This is a genomic window from Streptomyces sp. NPDC055243 (genome assembly GCF_044544025.1).
Classification (GTDB): Bacteria; Actinomycetota; Actinomycetes; order Streptomycetales; family Streptomycetaceae; genus Streptomyces.
The window spans coordinates 204,568-226,441 of record NZ_JBITWR010000001.1 but is presented as its reverse complement, the minus strand read 5'-3'; the positions used below and the strand labels follow the sequence as shown (position 1 = coordinate 226,441).

General features: G+C 67.9%; 32 protein-coding genes. All 32 read right to left on the bottom strand.

Annotation, left to right across the window (positions count from 1 at the left end; translation table 11 throughout):
• Positions 1 to 51: 51 nt before the first annotated feature.
• The 32 genes from ACIGXX_RS01355 to ACIGXX_RS01200 all read right to left on the bottom strand — a co-directional run bounded on the left by ACIGXX_RS01355 (position 52) and on the right by ACIGXX_RS01200 (position 21,549).
• Positions 52 to 807: a hypothetical protein gene (locus ACIGXX_RS01355; RefSeq protein ID WP_399971694.1), complete on the bottom strand. Its 756-nt coding sequence runs from the start codon at positions 805 to 807 to the stop codon at positions 52 to 54.
• On the bottom strand, positions 785 to 2,227 hold the full coding sequence (locus tag ACIGXX_RS01350; RefSeq protein ID WP_399971692.1) for a phage portal protein: 1,443 nt from the start codon (positions 2,225 to 2,227) through the stop codon (positions 785 to 787). The genes ACIGXX_RS01355 and ACIGXX_RS01350 overlap by 23 nt, the downstream gene beginning before the upstream one ends.
• Positions 2,224 to 3,900: a terminase gene (locus ACIGXX_RS01345; RefSeq protein ID WP_399971690.1), complete on the bottom strand. Its 1,677-nt coding sequence runs from the start codon at positions 3,898 to 3,900 to the stop codon at positions 2,224 to 2,226. Before ACIGXX_RS01345 ends, ACIGXX_RS01350 begins: the two co-directional genes overlap by 4 nt.
• Positions 3,901 to 3,904: 4 nt before the next feature.
• Positions 3,905 to 4,459 carry a hypothetical protein gene (locus ACIGXX_RS01340; RefSeq protein WP_399971688.1) on the bottom strand — a complete coding sequence of 185 codons (555 nt, stop codon included), beginning with the start codon at positions 4,457 to 4,459 and terminating at the stop codon, positions 3,905 to 3,907.
• A 357-nt stretch (positions 4,460 to 4,816) separates the two neighbouring features.
• Positions 4,817 to 4,999 (bottom strand): hypothetical protein, encoded by a 183-nt coding sequence (locus ACIGXX_RS01335; RefSeq protein ID WP_399971686.1) that lies wholly within the window; start codon positions 4,997 to 4,999, stop codon positions 4,817 to 4,819.
• A gap of 244 nt (positions 5,000 to 5,243) precedes the next feature.
• Positions 5,244 to 5,492, bottom strand: coding sequence for a hypothetical protein (locus ACIGXX_RS01330; protein ID WP_399971684.1), 249 nt, complete (start codon positions 5,490 to 5,492; stop codon positions 5,244 to 5,246).
• Positions 5,477 to 5,713, bottom strand: coding sequence for a hypothetical protein (locus tag ACIGXX_RS01325; RefSeq protein WP_399971682.1), 237 nt, complete (start codon positions 5,711 to 5,713; stop codon positions 5,477 to 5,479). Before ACIGXX_RS01325 ends, ACIGXX_RS01330 begins: the two co-directional genes overlap by 16 nt.
• Before the next feature lie 572 nt (positions 5,714 to 6,285).
• Positions 6,286 to 6,492, bottom strand: a complete 207-nt coding sequence (locus ACIGXX_RS01320; protein WP_399971680.1) for a hypothetical protein — start codon at positions 6,490 to 6,492, stop codon at positions 6,286 to 6,288.
• Positions 6,485 to 6,856 carry a hypothetical protein gene (locus tag ACIGXX_RS01315; RefSeq protein ID WP_399971678.1) on the bottom strand — a complete coding sequence of 124 codons (372 nt, stop codon included), beginning with the start codon at positions 6,854 to 6,856 and terminating at the stop codon, positions 6,485 to 6,487. The genes ACIGXX_RS01320 and ACIGXX_RS01315 overlap by 8 nt, the downstream gene beginning before the upstream one ends.
• Positions 6,856 to 7,479: a hypothetical protein gene (locus tag ACIGXX_RS01310; RefSeq protein WP_399971676.1), complete on the bottom strand. Its 624-nt coding sequence runs from the start codon at positions 7,477 to 7,479 to the stop codon at positions 6,856 to 6,858. The genes ACIGXX_RS01315 and ACIGXX_RS01310 overlap by 1 nt, the downstream gene beginning before the upstream one ends.
• A complete protein-coding gene (locus ACIGXX_RS01305) occupies positions 7,479 to 7,778 on the bottom strand; it encodes a hypothetical protein (protein WP_399971674.1) in 300 nt (99 codons plus the stop codon). The genes ACIGXX_RS01310 and ACIGXX_RS01305 overlap by 1 nt, the downstream gene beginning before the upstream one ends.
• A 26-nt stretch (positions 7,779 to 7,804) precedes the next feature.
• The gene (locus ACIGXX_RS01300; RefSeq protein ID WP_399971672.1) at positions 7,805 to 8,290 is read right to left on the bottom strand and encodes a hypothetical protein; all 486 of its coding nucleotides are present in this window, start codon (positions 8,288 to 8,290) and stop codon (positions 7,805 to 7,807) included.
• An 18-nt stretch (positions 8,291 to 8,308) separates the two neighbouring features.
• On the bottom strand, positions 8,309 to 8,512 hold the full coding sequence (locus tag ACIGXX_RS01295; RefSeq protein WP_399971670.1) for a hypothetical protein: 204 nt from the start codon (positions 8,510 to 8,512) through the stop codon (positions 8,309 to 8,311).
• A gap of 27 nt (positions 8,513 to 8,539) precedes the next feature.
• Entirely contained in the window at positions 8,540 to 8,722 is a 183-nt protein-coding gene (locus ACIGXX_RS01290; protein WP_399971668.1) for a hypothetical protein, read from the bottom strand.
• Positions 8,723 to 8,726: 4 nt separating this feature from the next.
• Positions 8,727 to 9,611, bottom strand: a complete 885-nt coding sequence (locus ACIGXX_RS01285) for an NAD-dependent epimerase/dehydratase family protein (protein WP_399971666.1) — start codon at positions 9,609 to 9,611, stop codon at positions 8,727 to 8,729.
• Positions 9,612 to 9,620: 9 nt separating this feature from the next.
• Entirely contained in the window at positions 9,621 to 9,761 is a 141-nt protein-coding gene (locus ACIGXX_RS01280; protein WP_399971664.1) for a hypothetical protein, read from the bottom strand.
• A gap of 110 nt (positions 9,762 to 9,871) precedes the next feature.
• Entirely contained in the window at positions 9,872 to 10,423 is a 552-nt protein-coding gene (locus tag ACIGXX_RS01275; protein ID WP_399971662.1) for a hypothetical protein, read from the bottom strand.
• Positions 10,420 to 11,115, bottom strand: coding sequence for a hypothetical protein (locus ACIGXX_RS01270; protein ID WP_399971660.1), 696 nt, complete (start codon positions 11,113 to 11,115; stop codon positions 10,420 to 10,422). Before ACIGXX_RS01270 ends, ACIGXX_RS01275 begins: the two co-directional genes overlap by 4 nt.
• 11 nt (positions 11,116 to 11,126) lie before the next feature.
• Entirely contained in the window at positions 11,127 to 11,420 is a 294-nt protein-coding gene (locus ACIGXX_RS01265; protein ID WP_399971658.1) for a hypothetical protein, read from the bottom strand.
• Positions 11,411 to 12,253 (bottom strand): hypothetical protein, encoded by an 843-nt coding sequence (locus ACIGXX_RS01260; protein ID WP_399971656.1) that lies wholly within the window; start codon positions 12,251 to 12,253, stop codon positions 11,411 to 11,413. The genes ACIGXX_RS01265 and ACIGXX_RS01260 overlap by 10 nt, the downstream gene beginning before the upstream one ends.
• A 12-nt stretch (positions 12,254 to 12,265) precedes the next feature.
• Positions 12,266 to 12,598: a hypothetical protein gene (locus ACIGXX_RS01255; protein ID WP_399971654.1), complete on the bottom strand. Its 333-nt coding sequence runs from the start codon at positions 12,596 to 12,598 to the stop codon at positions 12,266 to 12,268.
• Between the two features lie 682 nt (positions 12,599 to 13,280).
• Positions 13,281 to 13,568 carry a hypothetical protein gene (locus ACIGXX_RS01250; protein ID WP_399971652.1) on the bottom strand — a complete coding sequence of 96 codons (288 nt, stop codon included), beginning with the start codon at positions 13,566 to 13,568 and terminating at the stop codon, positions 13,281 to 13,283.
• Entirely contained in the window at positions 13,562 to 16,714 is a 3,153-nt protein-coding gene (locus ACIGXX_RS01245; RefSeq protein WP_399971650.1) for a LamG-like jellyroll fold domain-containing protein, read from the bottom strand. Before ACIGXX_RS01245 ends, ACIGXX_RS01250 begins: the two co-directional genes overlap by 7 nt.
• 10 nt (positions 16,715 to 16,724) lie before the next feature.
• Positions 16,725 to 17,228: a hypothetical protein gene (locus ACIGXX_RS01240; RefSeq protein WP_399971648.1), complete on the bottom strand. Its 504-nt coding sequence runs from the start codon at positions 17,226 to 17,228 to the stop codon at positions 16,725 to 16,727.
• A 1-nt stretch (position 17,229) separates the two neighbouring features.
• Complete coding sequence (locus ACIGXX_RS01235) at positions 17,230 to 17,493, bottom strand: hypothetical protein (RefSeq protein ID WP_399971646.1); 264 nt, start codon at positions 17,491 to 17,493, stop codon at positions 17,230 to 17,232.
• Between the two features lie 2 nt (positions 17,494 to 17,495).
• Positions 17,496 to 17,942, bottom strand: coding sequence for a hypothetical protein (locus ACIGXX_RS01230; protein ID WP_399971644.1), 447 nt, complete (start codon positions 17,940 to 17,942; stop codon positions 17,496 to 17,498).
• Positions 17,943 to 17,962: 20 nt separating this feature from the next.
• On the bottom strand, positions 17,963 to 18,772 hold the full coding sequence (locus ACIGXX_RS01225; protein ID WP_399971642.1) for a glycoside hydrolase family 16 protein: 810 nt from the start codon (positions 18,770 to 18,772) through the stop codon (positions 17,963 to 17,965).
• Between the two features lie 200 nt (positions 18,773 to 18,972).
• Positions 18,973 to 19,218 (bottom strand): hypothetical protein, encoded by a 246-nt coding sequence (locus ACIGXX_RS01220; protein WP_399971640.1) that lies wholly within the window; start codon positions 19,216 to 19,218, stop codon positions 18,973 to 18,975.
• Positions 19,219 to 19,341: 123 nt separating this feature from the next.
• Complete coding sequence (locus ACIGXX_RS01215; protein WP_399971637.1) at positions 19,342 to 20,121, bottom strand: tRNA(His) guanylyltransferase Thg1 family protein; 780 nt, start codon at positions 20,119 to 20,121, stop codon at positions 19,342 to 19,344.
• A complete protein-coding gene (locus ACIGXX_RS01210; RefSeq protein ID WP_399971635.1) occupies positions 20,118 to 20,531 on the bottom strand; it encodes a DUF6221 family protein in 414 nt (137 codons plus the stop codon). The genes ACIGXX_RS01215 and ACIGXX_RS01210 overlap by 4 nt, the downstream gene beginning before the upstream one ends.
• Positions 20,528 to 20,845: a hypothetical protein gene (locus tag ACIGXX_RS01205; RefSeq protein ID WP_399971633.1), complete on the bottom strand. Its 318-nt coding sequence runs from the start codon at positions 20,843 to 20,845 to the stop codon at positions 20,528 to 20,530. Before ACIGXX_RS01205 ends, ACIGXX_RS01210 begins: the two co-directional genes overlap by 4 nt.
• Positions 20,842 to 21,549, bottom strand: a complete 708-nt coding sequence (locus tag ACIGXX_RS01200; RefSeq protein WP_399971631.1) for a hypothetical protein — start codon at positions 21,547 to 21,549, stop codon at positions 20,842 to 20,844. Before ACIGXX_RS01200 ends, ACIGXX_RS01205 begins: the two co-directional genes overlap by 4 nt.
• Positions 21,550 to 21,874: the final 325 nt, after the last annotated feature.

Genomic DNA, 21,874 nt, shown 5'->3' with positions numbered 1-21,874 from the left:
ATGAGAAAGGCCGCCACCAGGGCGACCTCGTTGAACGGACGAGCGCGGCCGTCAGCCGTGCTCGGCTATCGCCCGCCGGAACCGGCGGAGCTGATCGCCCGGATAGGGGGCCGCGAACTCGCGGTACAAGCGATCCCACTCCCGGGCATGCGTAGAAAGCTCGAAGCGCTGGCCGCGGAAGACGGGAATGACACCGCAGTTGCAGCCGTCGTGAGCTCGGAAGCCCGCCGTGTCCTGCTTGTAGACCATTCCGCGGCTGGAAAGCATCCGGCAGAAGGCGCAGGCGCCCAGAGCTGCCGCTCGGGCGTACCCAGCCGCCATCCGGTCCTGCCGGACAGCTTCCTGGACGGTCCCTCGGCCTTGGTCGGTCACCAGCTTCTGCGCGACCGCTTCAGCCTTCTTCTCGGCCGCCTCCAGGCGCACGTCCAGCGGCTGCAGTTGAGCTTCGGTCGTCGACGGATCGTCCGGGTCGCGGGGCCACAGATCCTTCGTCGCCCACCGCAGACTGTTGTTGACCTTCTCGTCCGGAGGCGCATCCAACAGCGGCACCGTGAACCGGCCCGTCACCCGAGCGGCGACCCGCTCGGCGTCGTAGAAGTCGGCCGCCGCCGTGGCCGAGGCGTTGCCGTACTGCGCCACCAGGGCGCGCACCGCCTCAATCCAGTCCGGCACCGTGCCTTCCAGATCCTGCGGGCGGATCAGACGACGCAGCGTCCGCATGTCCCGGACCAGGAACCGCGTCAGTCCACGTTGAACCCGCCGCTGCCGGTTCGCGCCCGCATCGTCATCCGAGACCAGCGTCGCCATCGACGACCTCCGGGGACTGGCCCTCGTCCTCGAGGGCGCCAAGGGCAGCCAGACGGTCGAGGACTGCCCGGCCATCGGCGCGACGGCGATCGGCTGTCACGCGCTGCCGCTGCCCCTCCGTCAACCCCGCCATCTCCAGCGTGACGTCCGATTCGGCGGGGAGGATCCCGGCCTGGACGAGCTTCACCGTGGCGTCCGCCTGCGCGGCCACCGTCGGCGTCGCCGGGTTGCGCCACACCGTCTCGATACGGCGCGTCTTCTCCGGCGGTTCACCGTCCCGCACCCACAGGGCAAGACGCATCGCGTCCTGCCAGGCCCGGCCGAAGCGGCGGATGCGGCGCTCGGAGCGCTTGACCAGCTTCGCCTCGGTCGACCGGATGGCGTCCGCGGAGGCGGGGTTGTCGGTGGTGTAGCCGAGCATGTGCGGAGGCAGTCCGAACTGACTGGACATGATCCGCGCATACAGGTCAACAATCTTCGTCTGCCCGGACGGATCGTGCGCCGAGAACTGACCGACGTCCGGCACGTTGCCGTCCTCGTCCCGCTCAAGGGCGAGAACCCGGCCGATGTACGTCTCCCAGGCGCTCTTGGCGTTGCCCTCCGCGTCCTGGAACGCCGACTCGGACGCGCCGAGGATGTACCGCTGCGGGGCTCCGAAGAACTCGGCCGCGACCTCGATACCCATCAGACGTCGGCATGCGGCATCCGTGATCGACATGACGTCGGGGGTGATCTCAGACTTCCCCACCCGGTCCGCAGTCCGCTGCCGGTTCGCCAGCCGTACCACCGGCACGACGCCCAGGTTGTGCTGGTCGCGTTCGACGACTTCCCAGCCACCGGACTCCGAGGGCAGGCATGTCACCGTCTGGTCAGGCAGGTACAAGACCAGCATCCGCTCGTCCGGGCCCGACTCTATGAACGAATCAGCCGCGCACTCGCGGAGCGCCGCCGTACCCATGCGCAGGCGGGCGTCCCACATCAGCGTCATATCCAGCGGCGACTCGACGGTGATCAGCGGCGGGTAGCCCTCGTCCCCCGAACCGACCGCCAAGTACTCGCGCCCGTACACCAGCGAATCCAGGTGAGCCAGACTCGACTCGTCGAACAAATCGTTGGCGTCGGCGATCTCCTCCAGGTCCGAGGAGTCCGCACCGTCAGCCCAGCGGAACGCCTCCAAGTCAAGGCGCTCCTCCAGCGATTCGACCCCGACACGCGGCCAGCCGATCACCGTATGCAGACCCTTGAGCTGCGGAGGAATCGAGATCCCGAGGTCACGGATCAGCTGTTCGCCGTTGAAATAGGCGTCCCGCAGCAACAGGGCGTGCCGGTCGCGCAGCATGTCCGCCCGCAACAGGTTGATCAAGGCAAGTTCGTCATCTGACAGGTACACCAGCGGCAGTTCAGGGATCGAGAGGGTCACCGCAGCACCACCACCCGTCCCGACTTGCCAGCCTTCTTACGGCCGAGACCCTTGGCCATCGCGTCAACGCGGCACTGCCAGGCCAGGACGGCCGCGATGGCGGCATCGATCTTTCTAGGGCTGTCCGGGTGTTCCTTCATAATCTGGATGCCGCTCCGGGACTCGCGGCGCCGAGAGTTGAGGATGTGCCTCGTCAGCACGCTCGACCCGTCGTGCGACAGCTCGCCGTCGACGACACTCGACCTGAACTTCTCCAAGGCGCGAACGATCTGCACGGACCGGCCGCCGGTCATCCACCACTCGATCGGATGCTGGGTCGACGACTTCACCTTCAGCCGGCGCCCGAACTTGGCCTCCCAAGCAGCGATATGCGACTCCCACTTCGCGGGGTCCGCATACATGCCGACCACCCGGTAGTCCCGGAATGCATCCTCAACCGCGGCCAACACTTCGACCGTGGGTACCTGCCAGTCCGCACCGAACGGGCCGTCCGGCTGCTCCCAGCAGCCGAGAAGGAACAGGTGCCCGTCCGATACTCGACAGCCCACCAGCGCCGTAGCGTCCGTCACTCCATGCGAGCGGCGGCGCGAACCGTCGAATCCGAGGACGATCTCGTCCTGGTCCGCGACCACCTTCTCAACGGCCGCCACCCCACCCCATTCGGGCTGACTGATCCATCCGTCCGTTGCGTGGGTGACCTGGTTGAGGTAGTACCGACGGGCGTCCTGCGGGTCGGTGTCCGGGTCCCAGTACTCCGCGAGCAGGCGACGCAGGTTCACCCAGCCGCCGTTCCTGTCAGCCGAGTCCCCGTAAGCCACGGCCAGACCGTCCATCAAGGACCGCTCGTTGGCCGGGTCGGTCTCAGCCGGTGCCTCGCGATGGTCGAACAGGAGCCCTTCGTCGAGCTTCAGCTTGCCTTCCTGCTGCTTCGTCCACGCCTCGAACGACCGCTCGGCCACCGACCCTTCGCCAGGAATGAACGCGTTCGGCGTCTCGACCGAGCAGCCGTTCACCTTGCCGAGGTTGCGGCGGATCGTGGCAGCCAGCTTCCGACCACCGTTGGAAGGAATCCACGACTCCGTCTGGTCCATCGCCGAGAACACGGGGCGAAACCCCTCCCGGCTCGTACCTGAGCTGGTCACGAACTCGACGCGGCCTCGCGGGACGTTGACGAAGGTCTCCATCGGCTCGATGTCGTAGGCATCCAGCACCGGCCCGCCCCGCGCCATCTCCAGCAGGGGATCCCACGTGTTCGCAGTCTGGTCCTCCGAGACGGCGACGATCTGAACCTTGGCCTTGAAGCCCAAGGTCGTCCACGGCCGTCCGACAGGCTCTCCATCCGCGTCCCAGCCGTCCGGGACTACGTCAGCCAACGCCTCAGCGAGACACAGCGCTGCAACGATCGGGGACTTGCCCCACCCCTTCGGGCGAGAGAGGACGGCTCGCCTTATCCGACGCCCGTTACGAAGCGCACGACCGCCGATGGCAGGTCCCGTGAAGCGCGGGTCGATGGCGTACAACTGCAAGACGAACATCGCCTGCTCGTCCGTGAACTCCAACGGCTCGCCGGCCGCGGGCCCGTCGGGGACGATCAGATTCTCAGCGATCCATCCGAGAACCTGATAGCCCAGCGTCGGAATCTCTCCGGCATATGTGGGTCCGCGCCACGGCATCGGATCACCCCCCGGAAGTTTCGCCCCCCTGGCCGGGCTTGATGACCCGCAGCTTCGCGTACCGCGCCTTTGCGACCTCGGCACCTGACGAGCCCTGCCCGCCGTCTGCGCCGTCGGCCTCGGCGAACGCCATCCGAAGCCTCGCCCGGTCCTCCATCGTGGCGCCGTGCTTGGCCACCCGGAGGCGCAGTTCGGGAGCCACTGAGAGGTCGCCACGCCAGAGGCGAGCGTGGATCAGAGCGGTGTCCAACAGGAAGTCCCAGTCGGTCGACCCGAAATGCTCGGCCTGCGGCGAGTCGATCCACATCTGCCACCACTCACGCGTGCGCTCCGGCCAGACAAACTCGACGAGGTCGCCGTCCTGCTCGATGCGAAAGTCCGGCAGCACGGGAGGCTCGGCACGCTCAAAGCGAAGGATCGTCTGCGGCTGCCCCTCCTTGTTGCGGCGCGCCCGACGAGAAGGGTCCTTCGGTGCTGGCCCAACACCGCCCATCCAGGCCACCCCCAAAATCCCCAGACCCGTACAGAAGGACAGCGCGTATACGGTCCCGATCCGCATAATCGCAGGTCAGGCCTATCCCCCCAGGTCAGAGGCGTGATCATTGTGTCGGTCACATCCGAGATCGCTTGGATCAGTCAGAGATCACTCCGAGGTCATCCAGGCGGTCGCGTTGACCATGAAATCCCCTAAGGCCTCAGTTACTCAAGCCAGTTGGTCTCACGAATCGATCTTTACTCTTGATCTTCTTCGACTTCATCATTGATCAACTCGACGATCAACAACTGATCACTCTGACGCGATCAACATCGCATCACCATGCAGTGCATGCATGCCTCACCCCGACCGCTGCCCTGCCCGTGCCCTGCCCGCCTGCCCCGGTACGAGGCGGACATAGGGGCGGCGGCACCGCCTGCCCTACCCCTCGGGGTAGCCCTGCTCCCTGCCGTCGAGGGAGTGGTGGACCAGCAGCCATGCCGTCGACCCGTCCTCTCGGGTGACTGGCCTGACCTCAGGTCCGCACACGCAGTCGGGCTCGACCGTGCTGGTGTCGTGGCTGACTAGGTCACGCAGTGGCGTGACGTGCAGTGTGGAGCTCACCGTCGCCGACCGACGTTGCGTCGGTCGCCTGGCCAGACTCCTGTGCGTTCGAAGTGGAGCCTCGCGCAGTAGGCCTTGGCTCTGGGTCCGAGGTACTTCGCCAGCTGCTTGGAGCATCGCGTGTGATCACCCCGCGTGTTCCAGCGGATCTTTGCTGAGCCTGCTCCGGTCGACCAGTAGGTCTTGAGCTGGGCTGCGTTCCCTCGCCGGCTGCGGTTTCCTCGTCCCTTGCTCGCCACGTGGATCACTCCTCGTTTGGCGCGGGCTTCTGGTCTTCGGGCTCCGGGCCTTCGTCTACCCGTTCGACGCGTAGGACTTGCGCGGCGGGGATGGCGAGCACGACGTGGGTTCCTCCGGTGAGGTCGTGTTCTCCGAAGGGGGTGTGGTCTTTGAAGATGACCCAGCCGTCGGTGAACTGGAGGGTGAGTTTCGGGTCTTCGATGAGGGTGTCGTCGCCACGCCGTTCGGCGTGGATGATCAGGTATGCGGGCATGGTTCGGTCTCGCTGTCGACGCGGTACACGTCGTGGCCGCTGTCAGGTTCGAGGCCGAGGATGGTGGCGAGCTGAGCGTGCCCCTGCGTTGTCGGGGTGAGCTTGAGGTCGAGGGGCCGCTTGAGGAAGACGTACTTCTTGGCAGCGCTCCAGAGGATCTCGTTCATGGCGGCGTCGAGTGGGTCGGTGCCGTGCGGGACGCGGACGTAGGTGGAGATCATGAGGTCACCTCATACCTGGATGGGGTTCGGGCGGTCGTTTCCGTCCGGGCCTGGGGTTGGCGCGCTGCGCTTCGTTCCCCTCGCGACTGCTTTTTCGATCATGGCAGGGTCCGCAAACTCCCTGAAGATCCGCAGGTCCGTTGAGGTCCGCCTTCGCCACGATGTGATCGCAGTGGGTCGACGGCCTCAGGCCGCAGAGAACGCACGTCTTGTCGCGCTCCAAGATCCGCGCTCGAATCCTCGCCCATCCGGACGGCAGCCTCGCCTTGCGCCCACTGTTCTGCCATCCGCCGCTCATGTCGGCCGGTACCAAATCGTCCAGCGTCGGCTTCCGTCGCGCGCAGTGGCGTGCTTCTGCACGTCGGCGAGGTGGAGGCGGGAGGCCCGACTGCTGTATGACCACGCGAAGTTCGAGTTCGCTGCCCAGATGACGAGCCAGCGGGGTGTCCACCGGCGGGATTCCATGAGGTATTCCACGTCGGGCCAGTCGCTGTTGCTTCTGCTGCTGAGGGTGCGGGCGACGCCGTGGCGATGTAGCCAGCGGGGCAGGGAGTTCCAGGAGGATGTCATCGCTACTCCTCGGGGCTGCGTTCGGTGTCGCTGGCGAGTGCCCAGCCTGCGAACCCGGTCCGTTGCCCGGCCGGTGCGGTGGCTGCCGCGACTCCGAGGAGTCGGACCGCCGCTGCTTCGGCGTGGGCGAGGGGGTCGTCGTCGCTGCCGTGGATCTCAACGGAGACTTCGCGGATGCCGTCGGACAGCTTGACGGTCACGTCAGGCATCGGCGGCGTAGTCGTGGGGTACCGGCCTTGGGCTCGTGTCTCGCCTGGGGCGCTTCGTGCCGCCGACCGCCTCGACGATGCGCCAGAGCGTCTCGTTGGTTCCTGCGGCCCAGTCCTGAACGTCAGCCTTGAAGGCTGCGTCGGTACCGAACTCCACCCCGTTGGCGGGGATGTCGATGGTTCGGTCGGTGCAGAGAACCCCTCGTGCGCCGATCTTGTTGGCGAGATCGTCCCAGTACGCGGTCAGTGCCGCATGTTCTTCGAGGGAGTCGGCAGTCCACTGATCGATAACGAGCAGGAACGGTGTCTCGCTGACGTCGCCGACGTGGACCATGGGGAGTTCGAGGATCTGGATGCGGGCCATCAGCCGTCCACCGCCTCGTCCCGCACGGGCCCCTCCTCAGTGTCGGCACGACGGCCGCCGCGCGGTACGGCCTGCAAGTGCCTGGCCCGCGCGAGGTTGGCGTCCGTGGATCCGAAGGGCCGGAACAGGTCGCATTCTCCGCAGCGCCCGTAGTTGCCGCTATCCAGGACGGGTAGTGCACACACGCAGGTCGAATGGGCCCGCCTGATCGAAGAGCAGTCCGCGTGGAACAGGCCTCGTTCCCCCTGCCACCAGCGGGCGCGCGGCCCGTCCCACTGGTGGGAGTGGTTGACCGCGTCGCCCTTCACGGATCGCCCGCCGCACCAGGCGCAGCGGGTGAGGAGCCGCCGCCGGAGTTGTTGAAGTGGACTGACCTGGATTTTCCAGTGGTGGACGTGCCACTGCCAGCGTGTGCCGCGACAGGTGGTGTCGTCGTAGCCGGACGGGTCCCGGTGCCACACGGTGATCAGACAGGGCCAGTAGAGACCGCGTCCGGCGACCACCCAGAAGGCGCCGTTGAACTGCCAGCGAGTCCCGGTCCGAGCGGAGTGCTCGGTCTTCCACCTGTCCGGCTTCGGCCAGGGGCGGCGGATCTCGAACGCGACGGTGAGCGGGTCATGCATCAGCCGTCCACCGCCTCGTAAGTGGCGGCGAAGATGCCGGGCTTGACCGGGTACAACTCTCCTTGAACACCTCGCACGATCCAGTCGTCCGGAGAAACGTACATGTCGCCTTCGAGGGTCTTAATCTTCAGGTACCAGTAATCCTCGCTGCGGAACTCCGGTACTACGACACCCTCGCGGGCCGCGTCTTGCAGCCACTGCGGGACCTCGCCTCTGATCTCCCACGGATTGTCGGCGTACTCGGCGAGACCGTACTGAACGGCGTCGATCTCGACGGGCTTCTTGCGGTAGCGGGCCATGGCGCGGGCTCCTGTGGGGTGGTCGGTTACTTCCGGCGGGGCCCGCGTAGCGCTTCGGGCCCGTCGCTGGTGGTGATGGGAACGATCAAGCGGGCGCGTTCGCGGAGTCTCCGCTTCTGCGCCGGGGTCGGCTCGGGTGGCTGCGGTCGGTCGAGTCCGGCGAGGATCTCGTCGGTCAGCCCGTGGGCGTGGGCGAGGTCGAGGAGTTCGGGGCAGTCGTTGATGTTGTCGGTGAGCGGCTCACAGTCGTCCTGAACCCATTCGCTGCGGCAGCCGTCGCAGGCTGTGGCGAACGTCCGGCTGGTTGCCGCAGTCGGGTCGACTCGGCGCCGGGCGAGGATGCGGCGGTCCGCCTCGCAGCGACGCAGGACGGTCTCCGGTGAGCCTGACCGCTGGTAGTGCTGGGCGATCCGATCGTCAGTGACGTCGAAGTAGACGAACTCGTCCAGGGCGTCACGCGCGCCAGCTTCGGCACGGTCGACTTGCTGGGTGATCCAGGCGTGGAGATCCATGGCGCGGGCTCCGGAGGGTCAGCTTCCTGGTGGCGTGTAGGCGACGAGGTCGGTCGCGTCGGCTCTCGCGATGGCGACGAGCCCGTCCGAAGAGCGGAACTCAACCCAGCGGCCTACGGGTTCGATCCAGTCGGCGTTGACGGTCTGGGCGCTGCCGTCGCTGAAAGTGATGGTCCACGTTCCGCCGGGTTCGAGGCGGGCTTCCTTGAGTAACTCGGCCATTGGCGCGGGCCTTCCGGTGTGGGGTGGTCAGTGTTCGTGGATGCGCATGACGAGCCCGCCGCCCCAGGTGCTGATGTCGGTGTCGGTGCCGTCGCAGTCCTTGATGAGGCACACCGGGCGGGCCGTCTGTATGTGCTTCTTGCGCGCGCGATCACCGATGCCGAGTTCGCGTTCGAGGCGGTCGATGAGGGCGTAGTCGGGTGCGGGCATGCCGTCATCTCCCTGCGAGTGCACGGCGGATGCCCTCTTCCAGCTCGATCTTGGGCTGGTACACGTCGAGCATCCGCTTCGGATCACACACCCGGTGATGCACGCCTTGCGGCGCGGTCGCGAGGTGCTTCAGCTCGGGCTGGTATCCGGCTTCGGCGGTGACGAGCTCGGCGAGTTCGTCGAAGGATGTGGCCCGGCCCCAGCCGACGTTGATCGGCCCGGCCGCGTCCTGGTCGACGGCCGCAAGCGTGGCGCCGACGAGGTCGTCTATGTGTATCCAGTCCCGCGTCGAGCTGCCGTCGCCCCAGATCTCGAACGGGTCCTGCCGCTCGCGGGCCCGGCGGATGAACGCGGGGAAGGGATAGCAGTCCGCCTGATCTTCGCCATAGCCCGACATCGGCCGCAGGATGTGAACGCGGCAGCCTTCAGCCTCGGCATACTTCGCGAGCTGCTCACCCGCCAGCTTCGCCATCCCGTAGGTGGCGTCGGGGCGCCCGGGCTGCTTGTAGTCGATGTCCGTCTCGACGAGCCGGCGGACCGGGCCGCGCTGCTGCAACGCGACCGGATACGCCGCACTGCTGGAGAAGTACACGGCGCGCGGCGTGCCGGTACGGATGAGCCACCGGAAGTACCAGCTGTCCAGCGCGAGGTTGGTGGCGACTCCGAGCGGCGATCCGTCGATGCTGGCCCGGCCGCCGACGACCGCCGCCGCGTGGATCGCGAGGTCCCAGCGCCGGTCGTCCTTGCGGAAGAAGTCGAGGGCATCGCCACCGTGGGCGAGCGGGGTGGCGTTGAGGTCGATTCCGAGGACCCTGTCGCCCCGGTCGAGCAGCGCCTGATGCAGGTGACGGCCTACGAAGCCGGAAGCGCCAGAGAGGAGGACCCGCATGTCGCCTCCTCAGCAGTCGGGGGTGGGCCAGTGCCACGTCTGGTCAGCGGCGCGGGCGTCGTCTCGCTTGACGGCGCCGTCGATCTGCCAGCCGTTGGGGTCGAAGATGACGAGGTCGACGTAGGAATCTGGCTTTCCGGGCTCGATCACGTTCGTGACGATGGCGGCTCGGCACGGCCCTGGACGCCACGAGTTGTCGCCGTACACCTCGCCGCGGCTGACGTAGTGAACGATGGCGCCGACGCTTGGGGGTGGATGGTTCACGCGCAGACCCACATGCCGAAGCAGTAGGGGGACCAGGCGCCGCGCATGTCGAGGATGTTGGTGACCTGCACCGTCCATCCGGCGGCGGTGAGCATCTGCTCAACGTCGGCGCGGGACCACGCCCAGTAGTGCTCGATGTTGGCGTCGCCCCAGTTGTCGACCGGGGTCGTGAGCACCAGATGCCGGGCTTTCCCGCGGATCAGCTTCAGCACCGCGTCCGGGTCGTCGAGGTGTTCGATGCTCTCCGAGCAGACGTACAGGTCGACGTCGGGGAGGCCGTGAATGGTGTCCTCGATGGCGCCCTGGATGTCGTAGCCGGGCGCGTAGTCGCCGAGGATCGTCGTCTCCGCACCGACGGCCCGCGCGATGGCGGCGTCCCCGCAGGACAGGTCGGCAACCGACTGCACGTTCTCGACGCCCTTGGCGAGCGCGATCGTGGCGTCCACGCGGACGTGGTGGTCGCGCCACCGGGTGTGATCATGGGGCTGCGGGTAGATCTCCGCAAGCTGCTCGGTCGTGTGCGCGGGCCGGAGACGCTGGCGGGTCACAGGAGCGCCCTCAGCTTGTCGAGGTCGGCTTCGAGGCCGCCGTTGTCCCGGTAGTCGTAGTAGGCGGCGCCGTCGGCTCCGACCTGCTCGGGGCTGTTGCACTCCTCGTAGCCCGCATCGACGACCGCCTTGCCGTTCGCCGGATGCATGTGCTCGATGACCAGGTCGTCGAGGTAGGTGATGCGACCGAGACCGCGGCCCCACTCCAGCCACACCAGGTCGAGGCACAGGTGGACCAGCACGGGCGGGCTGAAGTAGCCCAGCGTCGTGACGATGTCTGACGTCATGGCGACGGCAGTCGGCATCTGCTCACCCATGAGCAGGTCATTGCCGTAGACGAGACCGGGACCGCCGCCGGAGAGGCACTCGCGGAACCGGGCGTCCCAGCCTTCCGAGCGCGGCCGATGGTCGTCGCCAAGGAAGGCGAGGAATCGGTAGGCGCCGGCGTTCTTCACTGCGGCCTGGTTCAACGTCCCGCAGAGCCGCTTGCGCGCCCAGAACACGAACCTGACCCGGCCGTCGTCGGCATACGTCTTGGCGTGCGCCTTGTACGCGGCGAGCTCGGGGTCGTCTTTGTCGACGCAGAACAACACGTCGGCGGTGGCGCCGGTGTCGTCCCAGGCTTGCATGATCTCCGGCACGGCCTGGGGCCTGCCGCGGGTGGGGATGATGACGAGGAGATCGTCGGCCATGGCGCGGGCTCCTAGTAGACGGTGAGAGTGCCGGTGCGATGGATGGGGGTTTCGGAGCCACCCGCGAACTTGATCCACACCTTGTAGTCGGCCGGTTCGAGGGTGACGCTGCCACCGTTGGGGCCAACAAGGACGCGGGCGTGAGGGGCGAGCCATTCGCCGGTGAGCCAGTCGCCGGGTTCGGGGCTGACGTCGGTGGCGAGGAACGCGAACTGTGGCGGGACGGCCGGATTGATGGTGGCGCCGCCCGCCTTCGCCACGACGGTGACCTTCACGTACTCGGTGGAGATCGCGGCTAGATCCATGGCGCGCTCACCGTCCATCCGCCCTGCGGCCTGCCGAGAAGAGGCGTGAGGTCATCGCGGGCTGCGGCGTCGGTCTGTGCACCGAGGGTGGCGCTGGCGGTCAAGTCGGCGCCGAGGACGGCTACCTGTGTGACGGAAGCGTCGAGGCTGCTCCCGGCTTCAAGGCTGGCGCCGAGGACCGCTGACGGAGTGAGAGCGGACCCGAGAGCACCGTCGGCGGTGAGGGTGGCCGACATGAAGTGCACAGCCGCCGAGCTTGCCGCCGTGTTGAAGTTGTCCCACTCGGAGTAGTTCGTGCTGCCGCTGTTGCGCCACGAGTACATCTCAACCGCGACCGCGTTGACGCTGCTGGTGACCCAGGCGGGGGTGGAGATGGAGCGCCGGTTCGTCCAGGAGGACCCGTCGGTGGAGGTATCCCAGAACAGTGTTCCGCCGGTCTCGCGGATGCGGAGCCAGGCGTGGGTGACGGCGCTGTAGGTGAGGGAGACCGCAGAGCCGTCGGTGTAGCCGACGTTGTTCTCGAAGCGGATCGTGTTCGCCACCGTGTTGATGTTGATGGCGATCGACGTTCCGGCAGTCGCCTGAATGATGTTGAACGTGGTCTGGGCTTCCGTCGAAGCGCCGTTCGCCGCCGCAGCCAACGGCAACTGGACGAAGGCACTACTGCCCGCCAGCGTCCAGTCCTTCGCGGTCTGATAGCCGGCGAACACCCCTGCCACGCACGGGACCCGGGCCTTACCGCCGGTCTCGCTGACGCCGCCGTAGCTGTTGCCCCAGTCGGGCCCGATGGCGTTGTCGTTGAAGTTGTCCTGGAGAGTTCCGATCAGGGCCACGACCGCCCCCGATCACGCCAGCGCGAAGGTCAAGGTGCCTGCCGGGAATCTGCACTCATCCCCGGAGGCGAGGGTGCGGCTGGCAGCGAGGGTCCCGTACCACCAGCGCACCGGGCTGCCCGCAGAGTCCCAGATTTCGACGCCGACGATCGTCCCGGCGGGCATGCCGGTCCAGACGATGTCCGCGCTGTTGGAGGTTGCGCCGCTGGAGGCGGCTCCGACCGCCAAGTTCTTGCGGACGTAGGACCCGCCGGTGACCTCGGTGCCCGCCGCAGAGTCGGATCCGTTCGCGGTAACGAGGGCTACCTTCAGCGGCAACGTGGGCGCGGTCGTCGCCGTCCCCATGATCCAGTCGAGGGTCCGGTTCTCGGCCGTATTTGAAAGGTTGTCACTTATGACAATCACCGCCTTTTCGGCCGGTTATCGAATAAAATGCAGGCATGTGCTCAATAGCCGATTGCGCAAACCCAATTCACGTCCAGTCGCGCGGATGGTGTCGAGCTCACTATCTGCGCTGGCATCGTTTCGGCGACCCTTTGGCGTCAGCGCCACGGAGAAGTGAGCGAGACCGCTACTTCGACAAAGTCGACCGACTTGGCCCTGACGACTGTTGGCCGTGGACGGGCGCCTACACGCGAGGTGACCGTGGGGCGTTCCGCTGGCAGGGGAAGACGCGCATAGCAACTCGTGTGGGCTGGGAGGTCTGGAATGGATTCCCGCCCGGCGATCTTCATGTTTGCCACACATGCGATCACGGATGGTGCCACAACCCACGCCACTGGTTCCTGGGAACTCATCAGGACAACATGACCGACCTGAAGGAGAAGAATCTCCCGCGCGGTCGACCGGTGGCAACGACACCAGAGATCGACACTCAAATAGAAGCGGCCCTCAAGACGGGAGAGAGCCACCTGAGCATCGCCCGGCGTCTCGGAATAGGGCGATCAATAGTCGACCGGCAGGCGCGGGGCGAACGAAACTTCGTAAGAGCCGCCGCCCCGCAGCGAACCCCTCCCGCCGCCGCCTCCTAGGTGACGCCGAGGTGTCCGGACTTACGGGTGATGTTCTCGGCGCCCGGGGGATCGACGGACACCCAGACGCTGTAATCGCCGCGGGTGAGCGCGAGTTCGCTGCCGGGGCCGATGAGTAGCCGGGCTTCGCCTGCATTCCATTCGGCGGTCTTCCACTCCGTGCCGCTGGGGTTGTCGCGGTGCGCGACAGCTGCGATCTTCACCGGGGCTCCGGTGAGGTCGACACCAGCCGGGGCGGTGACGGGAACGTGCAGGTACTCGGTGCTGGTGGCGGGGATCAGCACGGGGCGGCCACCTCCCAGTCCGAGTCATCCGGGGCGCCCGCGCTGTAGTCGTCGCCGTGCGGCGTCCCGGGCTGCCAGGGGCTGGCAGTGATGCCGCTGGTGTAGGTGTCGCCGTGCGGCTCGCCGGACTTCCAGGGGCTGTACGGGGCGCCGACGACGATGTCCCGGTCGGTGGGCGGCGGAACGCTGGAGCCGAAGGCGAGCGCAGCGTCCGCCTCCGTGGCCGGATTGATCGGCCGCGCCTTGCGAACGGCCAGCAGCCCGGATGCTTCCGCAGCCCCCGCTGCGCTGAGGGCGGTCCGCTTCGCCCGCCGCAGCGCCATCGCGAACTCGGTACTGGCCGCGATGCCGAAGCGCGGTGCCGTCGAGACGGGGCGTGCGGCGTCCGCCTCAACAGCCGTACCGAGGGCCGCCATCTTGCCCGCAGCGAGCGGGATGCTCGCCGCAGTCTCGACGGCGCCACTGATGGCCTTCGTCTTGCTGCGACCCAGCGGGTGCGCGGTCCCGACCTCGACGGCCGCGGCGATGGAGTCGGCAGCAGTGAGCGGCAGGGCCTGCGCCGACTCCGTGGCGATGCCGATCGGGCGCGCCCTGCGGGCACCCAGCGGCTGAGCCGTGTCGACGACGGCCGCAGGTGCGAGCGCCCGCCGCTTGGCCGAGGTGAGAGTCTGGGCGACTTCCACCACGTCCGCCGCGCCAACGGCACGGGCCTTGCCCGCCGTCAGTCCGACAGCGGCATCCAGGCCGTCGGCGGGCGAGAGTGCCGCGGTCTTGCTCGAGCCGAGGGGCAGGGCCGTGCCGGTCTCGCCGGCAGAACCCAGGGGTACGTCGCGTGCACCGCCGAGCGGCTGAGCCACCTCGTCGGCCGTAACGGCCGACAGCGGCAGGGCCTTGACCCGGCCGACAGGCTGAGCCGCCTCGACACCCGACGCCTGACCGAGGGAGCCGGTCTTGACGGCGAGCAGCGGCTGCGAAGCCTCCGCGCCGAGCGGGGACGGCAGCACCTTGCTCTTGGCGGCCCCGATCGGCAGAGCTGCCGTCTCTTCGACCGCAGTCCCGAGCGTGCGGCTCCGGGTCTGGCCCAGCGCCTGCGCGGCCTCCTGCCCGACAGCAGGCGACAGCTGCCGCGTCTTGACGGCGCCGAACGCCTGGCCGACTGTCGACTCGGCCGTCAACTGCAAGGGCTTGGTCTTGACTCGGCCGATGGGCTGCGCGGCCTCGTCCTCGAAGGACTGGCCGAGGGATCGGCTCCGCCCCAGCTGCCGAGCGGTGCCCTCCTCGGCTGCCAACGCCAGAAGGCGCGCCCGGCCAGCTGCGAGCTGGACGGCTGTATCCGTCTCGCCCGTAGTGCCGACCGCGGTCGTCTTGCTCTTGCCGAGCGCCCGCGCGTCCTCGCCGCTCTGAGCGGTGGGGACAGGTGCGGTCTTGGTCGACTGGAGAGGCTGCGCTGCGTCGGCGGACTGCGCCACGCCGAGGGGCAGCCGCTTCGTCTTGCCGAGACCCAGCGACGTTTCCGTGGCGGTCGACGGGCCGACGGTCTTGCTCTTACGGCGGGTCAACGCCTGAGTGGCACCGCTCTCCGCGCCGAGCCCGACCGTCTTGGCCTTGCGTACCGCGAGGGCCTGGGCGCTGCCCGTCTCGCTGGCGAGGCCCGGAGTCTTTGTCTTGCGGGCGCCGAGCTGCTGGGCGCCGTCGGACTCCCCCGCTGTCCCGACCGCGATGACGATCGCGGGGGCGACGTTGACGTTGTCGAACTCGGCGAAGTCGTCGGTGCCGTCGGAGCGGTGGGCGATGAGCTGGAACTCGAGGTTGTTGTCGCTCGTCCAGGCCGGGCTGGCCAGGGAGCGGCGGTTCGTCCAGGTCGCACCGTCGGGGCTGGTGTCCCAGTAGGTGGTGCCGCCCGTCTCGCGGATCCGCAACCAGGCGTGATCGGTGGCCGAGTAGGCGATGGCGACTTCGCCGCCGTCGACGAACCCGACACGGCTGAACATCGTGAGCTCGCCGGTCGTCAGCCGGTGCTCGAACCCGATATCCGTACCGGCCACAGCGGACTTGATGAGGATCTGCGACCAGGCCTCGGTCGTCGCGCCACCCGCTGCGGGCGGGTAGGAGCGCAGGAACACCGACGAGTCGGTGAGCGTGTAGTCGAGGGCCGAGCTGAAGGCGCTGTATCCGGTGGCGCAGGCGACGCGTGCCCGGCCGCCGGTCTCGGAGTAGGTGCCGAAACTGTTGGGCCACAGGACCGTGTCGACGGTGCCGTCGTTGAAGTCGTCGACCAGCGAGGCGAGCGGGGTGCCGGGGCTGGTGACGGCCTGCGCCGTGTCGGTCTCTGCGGCGATCGAGAGCGTCTGGGTCTTGCGGCGGGCGAGGCTCTGCGCGGTGCCGAGCGCGGAGGCCACACCGAGGTCGCGCCGCTTGGCCATGCCCAACGCCTGCGCGGTGCCGGTCTCGGCCGCGAGGGTGAGCGCCTGGCTGACGCTGCTGGCCTTCTTGACGCGGCGCGGCCGTCCAGGCCCCCAGCCGATACCGGGACCGTCTTCAGTGGCCGCACCGGTCCCGCCCGTGAGGGTCTTGGTGTTGCCGCTGTAGTCGGCGGTCTCCGCCCGGGTCAACGGATACCAGGCGGCCAGGTTGGCGGTGCGCCGCGGGCGGTGGGCGAGGGCCTCGTTCTCCAGCTCGGCCTGCGCGAGCGCCGCCGTCCAGACCTTGACGGCGGTGACAGCCCCGTTCAACCACTCGGTGCCCCACGCGGATTCGCCGATGCGGAGGGTCGCGATGTTGTGGGTGGCTTGCAGGCCGGTGAGGGCTGCGGTGGCGACGGTGGTGTCGGCCAGGGCCCGCGAGTACATGGTGCCCGTGGTGCCGTTGATCGAGAATCCGAACCAGTACCAGGTACCGACGGTCAGCGCCCGCCCGGTGCCCGCGAAGTTCCCGAGGGGCTCTTCATAGATCCCCATGGTGGTGCCGTTGACGGCGGTCTGGATGAACAGCGCGTCGCCGGTGCCGCTGTCGAGGCTGATGGCCGTGGAGAACGCATTCCGGTCCGTGGTGATCTTCACCCAGCAGCTGGCGGAGATCGCGGCCTGCGAGCCGAGGGTGAGCGAGGTGGTGTAGTCCTGGCCGTCCGCTGCAAACCTGACGGCCATGATCGGTCCCCTACGTGTCCGAGTACGTCAGCCTCGCCTGAAGGAGCCACGCATCGTTGGCCATGGTGTCGTTGGCATGCGCACCGAGCCGGGAGATCTTCACCCAGACCAGGTCGCCGGCGGCGACGCTGTCGAGGTTGGAGATGGCCACGGTGGCGAGCATGACGCGCTTGCCGGTCGTGCCCAGGTGCGTGTCGTCGACGGTCAGTGCCGTCGCGAAAGCCTTCGTCGTGACATCCTGGCTGTCGGTGTCCGCGGTAATGGCCGCGATGGCGACCTCCCAGCGGACCACGCCGCTGGTGGCGTTCTCCGCCTGCCACAGCAGGTCGCAGGTGATGTTCCCGGAGCCGTAGCCGAAGCTGTCGAGCTTCCAGTACGCCGTCTCCGTACCGGCCGCGTCATACCGCAAGCCGCTCACGGGAAAGTTCGTGCCGTTGAACTTGTCGTACTGCGGGAACGCGCTGCCGAGGAACACGGCCTGCTCGGGGTCGAGGTCGAGTCGGACGTTGGCCATGTCAGCCGTCCTCCTCCGCCCGGAGCCGGTTCGCCCGGCGCATCGCCACGTAGCAGAACAGCAAGGTCTTCACGGCGAGGCTTGCGGCTCCGCGAAACGGCTGCGGGAGCGCGCTGTTGAACGAAGCCTGGTTGGCGTCGATCCAGTCGTCTGTCGCGGCTACTGCCGCGGCGAGATCCGGCTTGGTGATCCCGGCGAACGACAGGCTGGAGTCCCGCATCAGCTGGGCGAGAGTGCGTGCTCGTCCTGTCGCGTCGAGCGGCATGATCAGGCCGCCGACGTCGCGCGGAAGAGATCCGTGACCGTTGCCGAGACGTCCGAGCCGTCTGGGGTCAGCGTGAAGTCGTGCTTCGTCAGCGGCACGATGTCGGCGTCGGTGCCGCCGGTGGTGTCGGGGTCGTAGCAGATGACGATCGCGGAGATCGCGTTGCCGGTGGCGGCGGTCCATGAGATGTCCGCTGCGTCGACGGCTACCCGGTCGTTGGTGTCGTCGACGGTGACGGTGACACCGGTCAGGGTCTTGCGGCCCATGGTGGTCTGCTCGTTGGAGGCGCCGGCGAGGAGCGCGCCGAGGTCGTCGTAGTCGCGCATGACGGAGTCGGCGACGATGCCGGATGTTTCGATGGGGACGGCGATGAGGGCGTCGTTGGTGGCGGGGAGCGCAGCGAGGCTAGCGATCTTCCCGAGGGCCACATTGAAGACGATGTTGGCCATTTTGATCTTCCTCTCGGGGGTCAGCCCCAGGTCCAGCCCTTGACGTAAGCGATGTCCATCTGCGCGGACGAATTCGGCGCGGCCCGGTCCCCGTTGAGCGCAGCCTCGTTCTGGATGATCCAGCTCATCGGCTTGCTGGGGACGCTGCTCTTGGAGCGGCCGATCAGCTTCCCGTCGAGGTAGAAGCTGACCTCGCCGGGCTTCCAATCGATCCGCGAGGTGTGCCAGTCGGACCACCGCTTGCCGGTGTCGAACGCGGCCTGGCGCCCGCAGTTGGAGGGGTGCGCGAAGGCCGCGATGGTCTCGGCCCACTCCAACTCGGGAAAATCGATCTCGGAGCAGCCGTCATTCACGACGGGCCACAGCAGGTGCGCGCTCTTGTAGCCGACCGCGACCTTGGACACCCGGAAGCGTTCCTCGTACCGGCCGTAGCGCTGGTTCATGAGCTTCTTCGGCACGACGGCTGCCGAATGCACCGGTCCGCTACTGCCGCGCCACATGCGGATGTGCATCTGCCCGCCCGATACCCACACCGTGGACGCCGGATCGTAGACGCCACCGACCGGATACGAGCGCTGGGTGGCGGTGTCGGGCCAGCCCTTCGGGTACGCCCACCAGTTGGTCCGCACCGCGCCGGTGAGGCCGCCGCAGTACGCGGTCGGCGTGTCGGCGTGGTGATCGCAGTCGGTGAAGCGGCCCTTCGCCACGGTGGTGTTGAAGGCGTCGGAGAAGCGCAGCTTCCACGTCGGTCCAGCCTCGGTGGTGGGTGCGGCGACGCTGGCGAGGAGCAGTCCGGCAGCGATGCCGACCGTGGTGAGTGCGCGCCGCATCGCCGCCACCTCCGTGATGGGTGTCCCGCCGCCCGGCATGGGTGAAGTAGGTGGCGGGACGGAGGGCGGATGAGCAACCGGGCCGCGCCGTCTGGGGGTTGCGTGTCCGCCCGGCCCCCACGGCCGGGCGGACAGCAAGGGGCCGAGCGCTGGGGGTGCGCTACAAGGCCCGCCCTGCGTCGACCACCGCGCAGGGGGCTTCAGGCGGCCATTGCGGCCGGGCTGTCGATGTGGGGCGGCGTTGCGCCGGGCTCGACGAGCTTCAGCGTGTCCTTGTCGCGGACCGCTTCGGGAATCTCGTCAATGTCGTACAGCACGCCGTTCTTACGTCTTGACGAGTCAGGGTGGCGGGTGAGGCGGCCTTCGCAGGCCCATCGCCGGATGGTCGCTGCGGGATGCCCTGCGACGTGAGCGGCGAGATCGATGGGGATAAGCAGGCCGGGCATTCAGTCACCCCCAGGACACACAAAAGGGCCGCCCGGTGAGGACGGCCCTTCAGACAGCTAGATCGACTGAAGCACACCATAAGCTCGCCCTGGTCACGGACGCAACCCATGGCGCTGAAGATGTCAAGGGGCGTGCAGTGACGGCATCTCAGGAATCGTGTTGGCGAGCCAGTCGCCGGGCTTGGTGGTGAAGTGCGGGGCCGCGCTGGTCTCCCACCATGACCGCACCGCGACCGTGCTCACGGTTTCACTGGTGCGCTTGTCGACGTACTCGACGGAGCGCTCCCCTGTGCGCCGCACCGCGACACGCCCGCGCTTGCAGCCGTCGGGGTAGTCGTTCCAGTTCACTCCGGCTTCCGTGAAGAGGAGTTCCTGCATGCCTGCACTGCTCACGCCGTGGAGGCGCTTGTGGGAGAAGTGGGCCTGGGCGGCCATGCTGATCGAGTTGCGGACGGCGTCGCGTTGCCGCCACAGGAAGTAGTTCGCGACTTCGACGGGGTCGCTGATGGTGAAGGCGCGGGCGTCGAAGAGGGCCCGTTTGCCGGGGCGGCGTTCGTTGAGGACAGCGGTGGCCAGCGAGGCGGACACGGACAGGAGCTTCGCGACGACGCCGTCGAACCAGGGCTGGGTCTGGATGCTGGCGAAGTCGGTGACGAGGATGCTGATCTCGTCGGACTGCGAGTAGGCGAAGGCAGCGCCGCTGATCTCAACGCAGAGGGCTTCGGCGACAGCGTCCATGTCGGCCATGAAGGTCTCATCGAAAGGCTTCACGGCGCCGCGCAGGTAGGAGTGGAAGGCCCGTCCGTCCAGACGGAGCAGCGTGTACGTGCGCCGCGGGAGCACGGCACGATAGGTGGCCTCGTACCGCTTCATGCGGTCGCCGAGGGTCGTGTGGTCCGTCACGGCGCCCACTCCTCCCCCTTGTGATCCGGATGCCCGGCGAACGGCTGGGCGAGAAGGCGGAGGGTTCTGCACGGGTACTCGACACGGTTCTCTGCGTCGCCGTAAACCTTCCAAGACTCGCTCGCGCACTGAACCGTGAAGGTGTGCCACGGGCGTCGGCTGTGCTCTGGGATCTCTTCGGGGGGATGCATCTCCACGAGTGCGAGCTTCGCGTCGAGGTCGGCGATGACGTCGGCCGGGTCGTTGGCAGCGATGTGGTCCGCACTCTCGGTGTAGTCCACGACTTCATCGGTGGGATGCGCGGCGTAGACGCTGCCGCCGTCGCTATGCCAGGGGCCCGGCTTCGCTGCCAGGGCGAGTGCCCGCCGCTCTGCGTACCGGGTCCGCAGGAAGTTGGCGATCTCGCTCACCACTGCACCTGATCGATCTCTTCTTCGGAGAGTGGCGTAGCAAGCCGAGTGGCCGCGTCCGAGACCAGGCTCTCCATGTAAGCAAGCCGCGCGTTCGCCCGTCTCAGGTCCGCCCGCGTCTGCCCCAACTCTTTCAGCGTCTCCTCGCACTTCGCCTTGAGGGCTTCGTCTGCTTGCGCCCTGCGGACGCTCCGGATCTCCAGCATCGTTTCAGCGGACAGGCCGCAGTAGGGGCAGGGTCCACCTTCCTGGAAGGCTTGCAGAACGGATGAAGTATGCGAGTCGCAGCCGAAGCACGTCATCTTGTCGCTCACGCCGCCACCCCTGCCGCTTCCGCGAGTACCTGCTCTTGCGCGACCCGGAGTTGCCGCCACTCCCCCAGGGTCTCCCACCGGCTGCCGCAGTTCCCGCACCGGACACGGTGTGAAGCGGCGGACGCGGTGAGCTGCTCCCGGCAGAGCCCGTCGTCGAGCTGGACGGGGCAGAGTCCGATCTGGACGCGGCCGGGCTTGCGTTCGTCGTTAACGATCGCCGTGCACTCCGCGTGCAACTTGCGGACCGCCTCGACGTCGTCGCCTACGGACTCGTAACCGCCGCACGCCCAAAGCAGATTGTCGGCGAGGAACTTCGCGAGCGGCGGGACAGCCTGGGCCGGGGAACCGCGCCACGGTGCGATGGTCCAGCCCAGCGCCTGCCGCCACGAGTCCTCGATCGCCGACAGCCGGGCCGCGACACCGCCGGGGCCGACGAGCGCGAGGACTTCCAGTCGGGGCGGGATCGGCGGCGTCTTCGAGCCGGAACCCCCGCCGCCTATTCGCCGCGCCCCCCGCATCAGCGACGCGGTCGTGTCCAGGTGCCGGAATAGGGCAGGGAGTTCGGTGAGGCGCTTCGCGGTGGCGTCCTCATCCGGTCGGCATACCCATCGGCCTGCCTCGCTGACCCAAAGCTGCCGTCCGCAGCCAGGCGTCACGCAGACGGGCCACTCGTATTCGTCCAGGGTGGTGGGGTGGTCGTGCACGGCAGGCTCCTCGCGGTGGTTCGGGAAGCAGGGTGACGGATGAGCCAATTGTGCACCAGCGGGTTGACACGGTAGACCGATGGCACAGTCGAGGGCGCGACGGGCGACTTCCGGAGATCCCCTCACACCACCCCACCCACCGCGCCACACTGCCCTCATGGCCGTCCGTTTCGGAGTGCAGGCAGACACGCAACGGGAGTGCCAGCAGGCGCTAGAACTCCTGTGCGGGCTGCTTGGGTTGGAGCCCGCCCTGCCGCCGCGGCAGGTCACGGACGACAGGTGGATGGCGCGGGCCGTGCCCGCACAGGAGAGCCCCGGACGGAGA

Coding starts and splice junctions, on each gene's coding strand:
- ACIGXX_RS01340 (WP_399971688.1), bottom strand. CDS start 4,459: ATGCGGATCGGGACCGTATACGCGCTGTCCTTCTGTACGGGTCTGGGG.
- ACIGXX_RS01345 (WP_399971690.1), bottom strand. CDS start 3,900: ATGCCGTGGCGCGGACCCACATATGCCGGAGAGATTCCGACGCTGGGC.
- ACIGXX_RS01300 (WP_399971672.1), bottom strand. CDS start 8,290: ATGGATCTCCACGCCTGGATCACCCAGCAAGTCGACCGTGCCGAAGCT.
- ACIGXX_RS01330 (WP_399971684.1), bottom strand. CDS start 5,492: ATGCCCGCATACCTGATCATCCACGCCGAACGGCGTGGCGACGACACC.
- ACIGXX_RS01255 (WP_399971654.1), bottom strand. CDS start 12,598: ATGGGGACGGCGACGACCGCGCCCACGTTGCCGCTGAAGGTAGCCCTC.
- ACIGXX_RS01320 (WP_399971680.1), bottom strand. CDS start 6,492: ATGCCTGACGTGACCGTCAAGCTGTCCGACGGCATCCGCGAAGTCTCC.
- ACIGXX_RS01220 (WP_399971640.1), bottom strand. CDS start 19,218: ATGCCCGGCCTGCTTATCCCCATCGATCTCGCCGCTCACGTCGCAGGG.
- ACIGXX_RS01305 (WP_399971674.1), bottom strand. CDS start 7,778: ATGGCCCGCTACCGCAAGAAGCCCGTCGAGATCGACGCCGTTCAGTAC.
- ACIGXX_RS01245 (WP_399971650.1), bottom strand. CDS start 16,714: ATGGCCGTCAGGTTTGCAGCGGACGGCCAGGACTACACCACCTCGCTC.
- ACIGXX_RS01235 (WP_399971646.1), bottom strand. CDS start 17,493: ATGCCGCTCGACGCGACAGGACGAGCACGCACTCTCGCCCAGCTGATG.
- ACIGXX_RS01355 (WP_399971694.1), bottom strand. CDS start 807: ATGGCGACGCTGGTCTCGGATGACGATGCGGGCGCGAACCGGCAGCGG.
- ACIGXX_RS01325 (WP_399971682.1), bottom strand. CDS start 5,713: ATGATCTCCACCTACGTCCGCGTCCCGCACGGCACCGACCCACTCGAC.
- ACIGXX_RS01295 (WP_399971670.1), bottom strand. CDS start 8,512: ATGGCCGAGTTACTCAAGGAAGCCCGCCTCGAACCCGGCGGAACGTGG.
- ACIGXX_RS01310 (WP_399971676.1), bottom strand. CDS start 7,479: ATGCATGACCCGCTCACCGTCGCGTTCGAGATCCGCCGCCCCTGGCCG.
- ACIGXX_RS01290 (WP_399971668.1), bottom strand. CDS start 8,722: ATGCCCGCACCCGACTACGCCCTCATCGACCGCCTCGAACGCGAACTC.
- ACIGXX_RS01315 (WP_399971678.1), bottom strand. CDS start 6,856: ATGGCCCGCATCCAGATCCTCGAACTCCCCATGGTCCACGTCGGCGAC.
- ACIGXX_RS01285 (WP_399971666.1), bottom strand. CDS start 9,611: ATGCGGGTCCTCCTCTCTGGCGCTTCCGGCTTCGTAGGCCGTCACCTG.
- ACIGXX_RS01240 (WP_399971648.1), bottom strand. CDS start 17,228: ATGGCCAACGTCCGACTCGACCTCGACCCCGAGCAGGCCGTGTTCCTC.
- ACIGXX_RS01265 (WP_399971658.1), bottom strand. CDS start 11,420: ATGGATCTAGCCGCGATCTCCACCGAGTACGTGAAGGTCACCGTCGTG.
- ACIGXX_RS01225 (WP_399971642.1), bottom strand. CDS start 18,772: ATGCGGCGCGCACTCACCACGGTCGGCATCGCTGCCGGACTGCTCCTC.
- ACIGXX_RS01270 (WP_399971660.1), bottom strand. CDS start 11,115: ATGGCCGACGATCTCCTCGTCATCATCCCCACCCGCGGCAGGCCCCAG.
- ACIGXX_RS01230 (WP_399971644.1), bottom strand. CDS start 17,942: ATGGCCAACATCGTCTTCAATGTGGCCCTCGGGAAGATCGCTAGCCTC.